Source organism: Cryobacterium sp. 10I1, from assembly GCF_035019805.1.
GTDB lineage: Bacteria > Actinomycetota > Actinomycetes > Actinomycetales > Microbacteriaceae > Cryobacterium > Cryobacterium glucosi.
Map to the genome: position 1 here is coordinate 1 of NZ_JASJVF010000093.1, position 11,765 is coordinate 11,765.

Below are 11,765 nucleotides of genomic sequence, written 5' to 3' on the forward strand. Positions count from 1 at the left end.
GGCCAAGAAACTCGACCTGTGCGGCATCCGCAAGACCGCGGAGGCCTTCGACGTCACGCGCGCCGACCACGGGCGGCGAGACGAGGAAACCGACCCTGAGAAGCCAGGCGAGGATCGTCAGCCCGGAGCCAGGGCGGAAGCCAGGAAGTTCGTCCGCCGCATGCATGGCCGCCGGGATCAGGGTCGCGACCCCGAGTCCGGCGAGGCCGAATCCAACCACGGTGCCCAGGACCGACGGGACCAGGAGGGCGCTTCCCATGCCGACACAGACGATCACCCCGCCCGTTCTCGCGACCGCGCGCTGGCCGAACCGGTCGACGAGCCGATCGCCGAGCATCCGCCCGATGAACTGCATGCCCTGGAGCGCGATGAAGCCGAGGCCCGCGACGAAGGCTGATGCGCCGAGGTCGACGGAGAGGTAGATGGCCGACCAGGAGCTGCCGGCGTCCTCGACGATGGCCCCGGACGCCGCGATGAGCACGAGGGCGAGGAGCACCGCGTATTTCGCCAGCACGCCTACCGTCCGTCCGGTGCGCGTCTGCACTCCGGCCGGAGCACTGGCGGCGCGCGCCTCGTCCGGTTCGGGGCCGGACAGGAGCATGCGGTACGACAGCACGGCCAGGAGGCTGAACAGCACGGCGGAGAGCGTGAGGTGCACGGCCAGGGGAATGCCGAGCCCGGCGGCGAGGGACCCGAGTGCGCCGCCGGATACCGCACCGATGCTCCAGACAGCGTGGAACGAGTTGAGGATGGAGCGTTTGTACAGTCGCTGCACCCGCAGCGCGTGTGAGTTCTGGGCGACGTCGGTGATCGAGTCCATCGCGCCGGCTAGGAACAACCCGGCCGCGAGCGGAAGCCAGGCCGGGGCCACCCCGGCAAGCAGGATGCCGACCGCGGTGAACACCGTGGCGACGATCGCCACCCGGGAGGAGCGGAACCGGCGCACGAGCATCCCGGCCGTCAACCCGGCGATGAGCGCGCCGAGCGGGTATGCGGCGACCGCGAAGCCGAATTCCGCGTTCGTGAGGCCGAGGTCGGCCTTGATCTCGGGATAGCGCGGCAACAGGTTCGCAAAGATCGCGCCGTTGGTGAAGAAGAGCACGCCGACCGCAATGCGGGCACGGCGGGCCGCTACCGGCGGCCGGGAGACCGTGGCAGGCGAGGAGCCGCCCGGACCTGAGGTCTCCGCGATGGTCTCGCTCGTGGTCTCGCCCGTGGTCTCATCCGTGCTCTCAACGTTCACGGTCGAAGGCTACAGGCTTGCGGCAACGCCATCCGCTGGCGGGCGCTGGAGGAGCTCGATCAGCAGGATCGCGACGAGGGCGGTGACGGCGGTGCCGATGATCACGCCCGGCGACAGCGGGCGGACGAACAGCACGACGGCCCCGGCCACAAGCGCAACGACGACCCGCGCGTATCGCCGCACGGAGTACAGCCAGACCCCGAACGGTCCCGTGGTTCCTCCTCGACGTTCCGCCGACGAGCGGATGCTCCTGGCAGAGTCCACGGTCAGCCGGCGGACCACGATCGCGCCGCGGAAGGGCCCGGCCAGGTACGCCACCACGGCGACGGTCACGCCTGCGGTCCCCACAGCCAGCGCCGTCGCGCTGATGAACGGCACGATCGCGTCGTAGGTGGCGAGTGCGGCATCCCGGGGCAGGTACTGCGGCGAGACGGAGCCTGCGAAGAGGATGCGCCCGACGGAGATTCCCGTCGCCAGCACGGCCATCGAGAGCGCGAGCAGGAGACCCGCCCAGATCAGCGCCCGTGCCTTCCGCCTGGCCACGACGACACCGGCCGCCAGGAGGACCAGGCTCACCCACGGCAGCACGAACCCCAGGACGTCGAGGAGCTGGTAGGCGACCCGTGCCTGGACAAGGGAGTCGGACTGGGCGACCTGGATGGTGCGGTTGATCTCCGGGATCCGATCGGCGAGAGCGAAGCCCTGGGCGACAAGGGCGCTCTTCACCGCGGCGATGAGCGGCGCCAGCTGGATGCCGACCTCACCCTGGGTTCCGATGGTGAGCGGCCCGCCCGTATCGCCCTGAAGCGCCGCGATGACCTGGGAATGACTGACCCGCAGGGTCTGCTCCCAGATGTTCGCGAAGGCGTCCGAAGCGATCAGCCGCTGTGTCGCCGTGCGGACCAGCGACCGCGCACCCTCGATGGCCGGCTGCTTGAGCAGGCCGAGGGCTGTCTGGGCCCTCGGCGGCAGGTTGAGCTGGGCGATTCCGTCGAACAGGTCCGTTGCGATGCTCTCGAAGTCGACCTGGTCGTCGATCACCGTGGAGATCTGGTCAACGAGGAACGCCTGGAATGCCGGGTCATCCGCAAGAGGCGACAGGGTGGCCACGAATCGGCCGGTGTCGGTGACCTCGGTTTTGGTCCACGCGGCGACGACGGCGACCGGGGCGAGAATGACGCCGACGGCGATCAGGAGCGCGGCAAAGAATGCGCGCAGCCGGAGCGATGCCTTGGTGGGTTCAGACACGCCGGGAGTGCTCGGCGGTGCGGGCTGCAGCCGGGCCTGCAAGTGCGCGACCTGGGCCGAAAGTCGTTCGATTTGCTGCTCGGGGGTTTCGATCTGCGCCATCGGGTCCGTGCCTCTCGAGAGTGCGCGCCACTCTCCGGCGCAGGCACATTATGGCGCGGTCCGTCGGATTCGGCACGGAAATCCGCTAGGCTTACCCCCGTGAAGGGGAGTATCCCTCAAAGCCCACTGGGTTTAGTGATCTGATCGTCAACACGGACCGCAGTGCAGGGGTTCCGGTCGGATCGGCGGCATCTTTTGTCGCGGGAGAGACTTTCAGGTTCTCTGCCTGCCCTCCCTCTCCTCGAAAGGCCCCTCCGTGGATCTCGCCCTTCCCCTCTGGTTCGAAATCGGCTCCCTGGTCATCCTGACCCTGGTCCTGGTCGGCGACCTGCTGATCGTGTACAAGCGCCCGCACGTGCCCTCGATGCGCGAGGCCAGCCTGTGGGTCGTCTTCTACGTCGTGCTCGCCCTGCTGTTCGCGCTTGCGATGCTGCTCCTGGCCGATGCCGAACACGCCGGTCAGTTCCTCGCCGGCTGGCTCACCGAGTACAGCCTCAGCATCGACAATCTCTTCGTCTTCGTCATCATCATGGCGAGATTCTCCGTGCCGCGGAAATACCAGCAGGAAGTACTGATGGTGGGCATCATCATCGCGCTCGTCCTGCGCCTGATCTTCATCCTTCTCGGGGCGTCCCTCATCGAGAACTTCAGTTGGATCTTCTACATCTTCGGCGCTTTCCTTCTCTATACGGCCGTGCATCAGGCCGTCGCCAAGGAACCGGACGCGAACGAGGCCGACAACGCGTTCGTGAAGATGATCCGTCGCCGCCTGCGGATCTCCCCGACCTTCGACGGTTCGAAGATCCGCACCACCGTCAAGGGACGCCGGGTCTTCACCCCGATGCTGATCGTCTTCATCGCAATCGGCACGACGGACCTCGTGTTCGCCCTCGACTCGATCCCCGCCATCTTCGGGATCACGACGAGCCCGTTCATCGTGTTCACGGCCAACGTCTTCGCCCTGATGGGACTCCGGCAGCTCTACTTCCTGCTCGGCGGCCTGCTCGAACGGCTCGGGTACCTCAAGTACGGCATCGCCTTCATCCTGTTCTTCATCGGAGTCAAGCTCGTCTCGCACGCGCTCCACACCAATGAGGTCGCGTTCATCAACGGCGGCCATGGTGTGGGCTGGGCGCCGGAGATCGACACCTGGACGTCGCTCGGCGTGATCGTGGTCTCGATGGCCGTCGCCACGGTCGCGAGCCTGATCAAGGCGAACCGGGACGCCCGCGCCCGCGGCCACAGTCTCGGCGAGGAACTGTCGCTCACCACGAAGGAATAGCGCGGGCGCGACGTGTCCTGGCGGCGCGAAAAGTCCCCCCCGAATTGGTACCGTGGGTCTCTGACGCCTCGTCGAGGCGCGATCGGGTCGGCTCGGAACACGCGCCGCAGCACGAGGGAGTACCGGCTTGGTCCAGAGCGCAGACACGATGACCCTCCCAACGGTGACGGTCTCGTTCACCGTCGGCGCGCGCAGCGAGGTCGGCCAGGTCCGGCAGCTCAATGAGGACAGCTTCATGGCGCACTCTCCGGTCTTTCTCGTGGCCGACGGGATGGGCGGGCACGCCCACGGCGACGAGGCGAGCCAGACCGTCCTGAGAGTCTTCGAAGAACACATCGAGGTTGGCCGTCCTTCAACCCCCGAGCGCATCCTCGACGCCATCCACTCGTCCAACGACGCGGTGCGTGACCTGAGCGGCGCGGAGGACTTCGGAACCGCGGTGAGCGGCACGACGCTGGCCGGGGTTGCCTTCGTCGATGCCGGTGCGGACATCGGCCTGCACTGGATGGCCTTCAACGTGGGCGACTCCCGCATCTACACGTGGGACGGGGTTCACCTCGCCCAGCTGTCCGTCGACCACTCCGCGGTGCAGGAACTCGTCGACGCGGGACTGATCACGCCTCGGTCCGCCGAACTGCACCCCGAACGGAACATCATCACGAGGGCGATCGGAACCGATGAGTTCGTCGACGCTGACGTCTGGCTCGTGCCGGCATCCGGTCACCGTGCCTTCCTGATCTGTTCCGACGGCCTCACCAAGGAGCTCGAGCCTGACGACATCTCGAGGCTCCTCGCCGAGCAGCAGGCCAACGGCCAGCAGGCCGTTGTGGACGCCCTCGTCGACGAGGCGCTCGCGCGCGGCGGGCACGACAATGTCACGGTCGTCTTCGTCGAATCGGTCGTGTCACCGTCGTGACCTTCGGCGAAGACTCGGCGCGAAGTGTTAGCCTGTCCGGGTGCTGTTCGGTCGACTCCTTCTTATCTGCCGCGACGAGTCCCAATTCTGAGGCCTCCCTCGTCGCGGAGACTGTCGTTGGCTGCCATCAAATCTTGAGGAAGACGCACACACATGACTAACGCATCGATGTCCGGCGAACGCCCGCGGACCCTGGCCGAGAAGGTTTGGGACAAACACCTGGTCAGCAAGGGTTCCGACGGAACCCCGGATCTCATCTACATCGACCTGCACCTCGTGCACGAGGTCACGAGCCCGCAAGCTTTCGATGGGCTGCGCCTCGCCGGCCGGCCGCTGCGCCGACCGGACCTGACGATCGCGACCGAGGATCACAACACTCCGACGCTCGCCATCGACCGGCCGATCAAGGACCTGACGAGCCGCACCCAGATCGAGACGCTCCGCCGCAATTGCGAGGAATTCGGCGTGCGGCTGCACTCGCTCGGTGACATCGAGCAGGGCATCGTGCACGTCGTCGGACCCCAGCTCGGGCTCACCCAACCGGGCATCACCGTCGTCTGCGGCGACTCGCACACCTCCACGCACGGCGCCTTCGGGGCGATGGCCCTCGGCATCGGCACGAGCGAGGTCGAACACGTCATGGCCACCCAGACCCTGCCCCTGCAGCCGTTCAAGACCATGGCCATCACCGTCGAAGGCGCCCTGCGCCCCGGCGTCACCGCCAAGGACGTCATCCTCGCCGTGATCGCGAAGATCGGCACCGGCGGCGGACAGGGCTACGTGCTCGAATACCGCGGCAGCGCCATCCGCGCCCTCTCGATGGAGGGCCGCATGACCATCTGCAACATGTCGATCGAGGCGGGCGCCCGCGCGGGCATGGTCGCACCGGATGCGACGACGTACGCCTACCTGAAGGGTCGCGCCCACGCGCCGGCCGGTCAGGACTGGGACGACGCGGTCGCGTACTGGGAGACCCTCGCGACCGATGAGGGCGCCGTGTTCGACGCGGAGGTCGTTCTCGACGCCGACACCCTCGAGCCCTTCGTGACCTGGGGCACCAACCCCGGCCAGGGCGTCTCGCTGAGCGAGACCGTGCCTGACCCGGCCGACGTCGCCGACGCCAACGAGCGCGCCGCCGCCGAGCGTGCCCTCGAATACATGGACCTCGCGGCCGGCACTCGTATGAAGGACATCCGGGTCGACACCGTGTTCCTCGGCTCGTGCACCAACAGCCGCGTCGAAGACCTGCGTGCCGCCGCCGACATCGTGCGCGGGCAGACGCTCGCCCCCGGCGTGCGGATGCTGGTGGTCCCCGGGTCCGCCCGGGTTCGCATCGAAGCGGAGGCGGAAGGCCTCGACAAGGTCTTCACCGATTTCGGTGCCGAATGGCGATTCGCGGGCTGCTCGATGTGCCTCGGCATGAACCCGGACCAGCTGGCCCCCGGCGAACGCTGCGCCTCGACGAGCAACCGCAACTTCGAGGGCCGCCAGGGCAAGGGCGGACGCACCCACCTGGTCTCCCCGCTCGTCGCGGCGGCCACCGCCATCCGCGGCACGCTGTCGAGCCCGTGGGACCTCGTCGCGGACGGCCTCGTCCCCGCCGACGCGATCCCGGCCGAACTGGCCCCTGCTGCGGCACCGGCACTGGATGGAGCACTCTGACCATGGACAAGTTCACAACCGTCACGGGCATCGCCCTGCCGCTGCGCCGCTCCAACGTCGACACGGACCAGATCATCCCCGCCGTCTACCTCAAACGCGTCACCAAGACCGGTTTCGAGGACGCGCTCTTCGCCGCCTGGCGAACGGACCCCGAATTCGTGCTGAACCGGCCGGAGTACGCGGGCGCGCGCATTCTCGTCGCCGGCGCGGACTTCGGCACGGGATCGTCTCGCGAACACGCCGTCTGGGCGCTGCGCGACTACGGCTTCGACGTGGTGCTCTGCCCCCGGTTCGGCGATATCTTCCGCGGCAATGCCGGCAAACAGGGCCTCCTTGCCGCGCAGATCACCGAGGACGATGCCCAGAAGCTCTGGAGCATCATCGAGGCCGACCCGGGAATAGAACTCACCGTCGATCTGGTAGCGCGTACAGCACGCGTCGGCGATTTCACAGTGCCATTCCAGGTCGACGACTACACCCGTTGGCGCCTGCTCGAAGGCCTCGACGACATTGGCCTGACCCTGCGTGATGAAGCGCGGATCGCAGAATTCGAATCCCATCGGGAGCCGTGGCGGCCCCGTACTCTCCCCGCAAGGCAGGTAAATTTGTGAGTACCATCAGCGAGATCGCCCAGAATCGTGAAGACGCAGCCGTGAAGGCGCAGCTCCTCGAAGACGAACAAAACCGTGAGAACGCACAGAGCTGGGGGGCCGCTGTGGGGCTGAAAGGCGACAAGATCACGATTCGCGGCGGCATCCCGCTGATCGGCCGGATCGAACTCAAGGGCGCGAAGAACCTGGTCACCAAGGCCATGGTCGCCTCCCTGCTCGGCGAGAGCCCGAGCATCCTGAAGAACGTGCCCAACATCAGCGACGTGCGCATCGTGCGCGAGCTGCTCGCGGTGCACGGCGTCAAGGTGACCGACGGGCCAGAGCCCGGAGAACTCCTGCTCGACCCCGTCGACGTCGAGAGCGCGCACTTCGCCGCGATCGACGCGCACGCGGGGTCCTCCCGCATCCCGATCCTGTTCTGCGGACCGCTGCTGCACCGCCTCGGCGAGGCGTTCATCCCCGACCTCGGCGGCTGCCGCATCGGCGACCGGCCGATCGACTACCACCTCGAGGTGCTGCGCAAGTTCGGCGCCGTCGTCGACAAGCAGCCCAACGGCATCCGCATGTCGGCCCCGAACGGCCTGCACGGGGCCAAGGTCTCCCTCCCGTACCCGAGCGTCGGGGCGACGGAGCAGGTCCTGCTCACCGCCGTACGCGCCGAGGGCATCACCGAGCTCAAGGGCGCGGCGATCGAGCCCGAGATCATGGACCTGATCAACATCCTGCAGAAGATGGGTGCGATCATCACGGTCGACACCGACCGGGTCATCCGCATCGAGGGCGTCGAACGACTCGAGGGCTTCAACCACCGGGCGCTCTTCGACCGGAACGAGGCCGCGAGCTGGGCGGCAGCCGCGCTCGCGACCGACGGTGACATCTTCGTCGGCGGCGCACGCCAGTCCGAGATGCTGACCTTCCTCAACGTGTTCCGTAAGGTCGGAGGCGCCTTCGAGATCCACGACGACGGCATCCGCTTCTATCACCCGGGCGGCGACCTCAAGCCCGTCGTCATCGAAACGGATGTGCACCCCGGCTTCATGACCGACTGGCAGCAGCCGCTCGTGATCGCCCTCACCCACGCCCACGGCGTGTCGATCGTGCACGAAACCGTCTACGAACAACGCTTCGGCTTCGTCGACGCCCTCGTCGAGATGGGCGCGACGATCCAGATCCACCGCGAATGCCTCGGCGGCCACCCGTGCCGCTTCGGACAGCGCAACTTCAACCACTCCGCCGTCATCGCGGGGCCGACGAAGCTGCACGGCGCCGACATCGAGGTTCCCGACCTGCGCGGCGGCTTCAGCCACCTGATCGCGGCGCTCACCGCCGAGGGCACCTCGACGGTCAGCAACGTGGGAATCATCAGCCGTGGCTACGAAAACTTCATCACGAAGCTGCGGCTGTTGGGGGCGGACTTCGATCTCGAAGGATAATGGCCCTGTGCCAGTCAATGGAGCAAGTCCGTCATCCGAACCGTCCGTCGAACCCGATCCGTCCGCGAAACCGGTGAGGGTGCGCAAGGAAACCACACAGCCGTCGGTGTTCTGGATCCTCGCGACGATCGTGCTCCCTGCGGTCAACCTTGCGGTGCGGTACCGGGTGACCGACGTCCGGAAGTTCCCGCAGACCGGGGCGTTCGTGCTGTCGCCGAATCACTTCAGTGAAATCGACCCGATCGTCGTCGGCGCACTCGCGTGGAAGCTCGGGCGTGCTCCCCGGTTCATGGCGAAGGCATCCGTCTTCAAGATCCCCGTACTCGGCTGGCTGCTGCGCAAGTCCGGCCAGATCCCCGTCGAACGGGGCGGGGTCGCGCGTGGCAACGAACCGGTCAAGGCCGCCAGGCGGCTCGTCGAGCGCGGCCAGATGGTCATCGTGTACCCCGAGGGTTCGCTCACCCGCGACCCCGAGCTCTGGCCGATGCGCGGGAAGACCGGTGCCGTGCGGATCGCACTCGAGCAGGGCATCCCGATCGTGCCGATCGCCCACTGGGGCACCCAGGACCTGATGCCGCGGTATTCGAAACGGATCAGCCCGTTTCCCCGCAAGACCATCCACGTGAAAATCGGCGATCCGCTGTCCTTCGACGAGTTCAAGGGACGCAGCCTCGACACGGCGACCCTGAACGAGGCCACGGCCATCCTGATGGATGCCATCACCGGGCTCCTCGAGGACCTCCGCGGCGAGAAGGCCCCGGCGAAACGCTGGAACCCCTCCGAGCACGACCAGAAGGAGACCGGCCGTTTTGAAGGCTAAACAACGGCAGGGTGTCCCTGTCGGTACGCGCGTCGCCGTGCTCGGAGCGGGAAGCTGGGGGACGACCTTCGCCAAGATCCTGAGCGACGGCGGCGCCGACGTCGTGCTCTGGGCCCGCCGGCCGGAACTGGCCCGCGAGATCACGGAGGGCCGGAGGAACAGCGACTACCTTCCCGGCATCAACCTCCCGATCGGCCTCCGCGCGACCCCGCACCTCGACCAGGCCCTCGCAGGAGCCGAGCAGGTCTTCATCTCGGTCCCGAGCCAGTCGCTGCGGGAGAACCTCGTCCTGATGGAACCGTTCCTCGAGCCCGACGCGATCCTGGTGTCGCTCATGAAGGGCGTCGAACGCGGCTCCGGCCAGCGGATGAGCCAGATCATCGAAGAGATGCTGCCCATCGACCCGCACCACATCGCCGCGATCTCCGGACCCAACCTCGCCCTCGAAATCGCCAGGGAGCAGCCGACGGCCGCCGTGGTGTCCTCGACGAGCCTCGAGACCGCCCAGGCCGTCGCGATCCTCGCGACCAACAGCTACTTCCGCTCCTACGTCAACACCGACGTGATCGGCACCGAATTCGGCGGCGTGCTGAAGAACCTCATCGCCGTCGCGATCGGCATCGTCGACGGTGTCGGCTACGGCGAGAACACCAAGGCCTCGATCATCACCCGCGGCCTCGTCGAGATGACCGACTTCGCCGTCGCATACGGCGCCCAGCCGGAGACCCTCGCCGGCCTCGCCGGCCTCGGCGACCTCATCGCCACCTGCCAGTCCCCGCTCTCCCGCAACAACACGGCCGGGCGGCTCCTCGGCCAGGGCTACAGCATCGCGGATGTCGTCAAGCAGATGCAGCAGACCACGGAAGGCCTCGCCTCCGTCGGACCGATCCTCGATCTCGCCAGGGCCAAGGGTGTCGACATGCCCATCGTCGAACAGGTGCGGCAGGTGCTGGCCGGTACGCTGAAACCGCGGGACATCGCCCCTCACCTCACCACGGATTCGGCGGAACCGCAGGGCGAAAGGACAATTGATGACGGACAAGCTCACGGTAGCGCTGCTCTTTGGGGGTCGGTCAAGCGAACACTCGATCAGCTGCGCCACGGCCGGCGGAGTCCTGGCGGCAATTGACCGGTCGCGTTACGACGTGATCCCGATCGGGATCACCCGCGACGGCGCGTTCGTGCTCGAAGCGGATGACCCGGCGCACTTCGCGCTCGGATCCTCGGCAGCGGAGCTTCCCGTCGTCACCGACAACGGCAGCCGGGTGCACTGGCCGGAATCGTCCCTCGACCGCACGCTCCGTGTCGTTGACGCCCCCGGCGCCGCAGCCCGCGTGCTCGGCAGCGTCGACCTCGTCTTCCCGATCCTGCACGGCCCGTACGGTGAGGACGGCACCATCCAGGGTCTCCTCGAACTCCTCGGCCTGCCGTTCGTCGGATCCGGCGTGCTCGCCTCGGCGCTCGGGATGGACAAGCACTTCACCAAGACCGTTTTTCAGCAGGCCTCCCTTCCGGTCGCACCGTGGCGCACGATCACTGCGGCCGACTGGGCCGAAGCGCCGGGAATGGCCTACGCGGCCCTCGCCGAACTCGGGCTGCCCGCCTTCGTCAAGCCGGCCCGCGCCGGGTCGAGCGTCGGCGTGAGCCGGGTCACAGACCCCGCCGAGCTGGTCCGTGCCATGGAGACCGCCCTCGCGGAGGACGACAAGGTCCTGATCGAGGCGGGCCTCGTGGGCCGCGAACTCGAGGTGGCCGTGCTGCAGGGCCGTCCGGGGGAGCCGTCGCGGGCATCCGTCGCCGGAGAAGTACTCGTCACCGGGCGTGACTTCTACGACTTCGACGCCAAGTACCTAGGGGCAGCGGGCATCGAACTGGTGTGCCCTGCGGCCCTGACCCCGGCCGAGCTCGCCGAGATGCAGCGGATGGCGATCCGGGCGTTCGACGCCATCGACGGCGCCGGGCTGGCGCGGGTCGACTTCTTCCTGACTGACACCGGCTGGGTCATCAACGAGATCAATACCATGCCCGGCTTCACGCCGATCTCGATGTTCCCGACGTGCTGGCTTCAGAGCGGCTACACCTATCCCGCGCTCATCGACGAATTGATCGCAGTCGCGCTCGCCCGCCTGCGGACGGTCGGAGTTGCGGGACCCGCTTCCTGCCTGATCAGGGGCGGCAGGCGTCGTTCAGGGCGCGAGGGTTCCGCCGTCGGTCGGCAGGGTCACGTCGGCGGCCCCGAGGCACTTGGCCGTCGCGGGGATGACCGCCATCACGGCGGCCAGGTCGACGAGCACCGTCGAGCCGCTGACCTTGCCAGAGTCGATGACGACCTCACTCGCCGGGGTGCGGCCGTAGGTCGTGTACCGGTAGAGCGGAGCGGCGGAGTCGTCTTCGATCCAGTCGATGCCGTTGACGTTGAGGCACGGCAGCGTCGTGGGGGCAGGCACC

At 67.6% G+C, this 11,765-nt stretch carries 9 protein-coding genes and 1 pseudogene; 8 read left to right on the forward strand and 2 right to left on the reverse strand.

Translation table 11 applies throughout. The features are described 5' to 3' along the window. Together QN345_RS09880 and QN345_RS09885 are read right to left on the reverse strand one after the other, a co-directional pair. Positions 1-1,114: MFS transporter (locus tag QN345_RS09880; protein ID WP_323508613.1), on the reverse strand; the 1,114-nt coding region annotated here is incomplete at its 3' end. A 138-nt stretch (positions 1,115-1,252) separates the two neighbouring features. Next, positions 1,253-2,593, reverse strand: coding sequence for a hypothetical protein (locus QN345_RS09885; protein WP_134447522.1), 1,341 nt, complete (start codon positions 2,591-2,593; stop codon positions 1,253-1,255). Positions 2,594-2,849: 256 nt separating this feature from the next. Between QN345_RS09885 and QN345_RS09890 the strand changes: the two genes are divergently transcribed. The 8 genes and pseudogenes from QN345_RS09890 to QN345_RS09925 all read left to right on the forward strand — a co-directional run. Continuing rightward, positions 2,850-3,875 carry a TerC/Alx family metal homeostasis membrane protein gene (locus QN345_RS09890; RefSeq protein WP_323508610.1) on the forward strand — a complete coding sequence of 342 codons (1,026 nt, stop codon included), beginning with the start codon at positions 2,850-2,852 and terminating at the stop codon, positions 3,873-3,875. A gap of 127 nt (positions 3,876-4,002) precedes the next feature. Next, positions 4,003-4,791 (forward strand): PP2C family protein-serine/threonine phosphatase, encoded by a 789-nt coding sequence (locus QN345_RS09895; RefSeq protein ID WP_323508611.1) that lies wholly within the window; start codon positions 4,003-4,005, stop codon positions 4,789-4,791. 153 nt (positions 4,792-4,944) lie between these two features. Further along, positions 4,945-6,453 (forward strand): 3-isopropylmalate dehydratase large subunit, encoded by a 1,509-nt coding sequence (gene leuC / locus QN345_RS09900; RefSeq protein ID WP_174774847.1) that lies wholly within the window; start codon positions 4,945-4,947, stop codon positions 6,451-6,453. A gap of 2 nt (positions 6,454-6,455) precedes the next feature. Continuing rightward, positions 6,456-7,064, forward strand: coding sequence for a 3-isopropylmalate dehydratase small subunit (gene leuD / locus QN345_RS09905; RefSeq protein ID WP_134560776.1), 609 nt, complete (start codon positions 6,456-6,458; stop codon positions 7,062-7,064). Positions 7,065-7,168: 104 nt separating this feature from the next. Beyond that, positions 7,169-8,497, forward strand: coding sequence for a UDP-N-acetylglucosamine 1-carboxyvinyltransferase (murA, locus tag QN345_RS09910; protein ID WP_134448059.1), 1,329 nt, complete (start codon positions 7,169-7,171; stop codon positions 8,495-8,497). 79 nt (positions 8,498-8,576) lie between these two features. Further along, positions 8,577-9,317: a lysophospholipid acyltransferase family protein gene (locus QN345_RS09915; RefSeq protein ID WP_241975531.1), complete on the forward strand. Its 741-nt coding sequence runs from the start codon at positions 8,577-8,579 to the stop codon at positions 9,315-9,317. Between the two features lie 37 nt (positions 9,318-9,354). After that, on the forward strand, positions 9,355-10,446 hold the full coding sequence (locus QN345_RS09920; protein WP_241975984.1) for an NAD(P)H-dependent glycerol-3-phosphate dehydrogenase: 1,092 nt from the start codon (positions 9,355-9,357) through the stop codon (positions 10,444-10,446). Further along, positions 10,349-11,443, forward strand: a pseudogene (locus QN345_RS09925) (D-alanine--D-alanine ligase family protein); the annotation flags it as partial. The gene QN345_RS09920 and the pseudogene QN345_RS09925, both read left to right, overlap by 98 nt. Between the last annotated feature and the right edge of the window lie 322 nt (positions 11,444-11,765).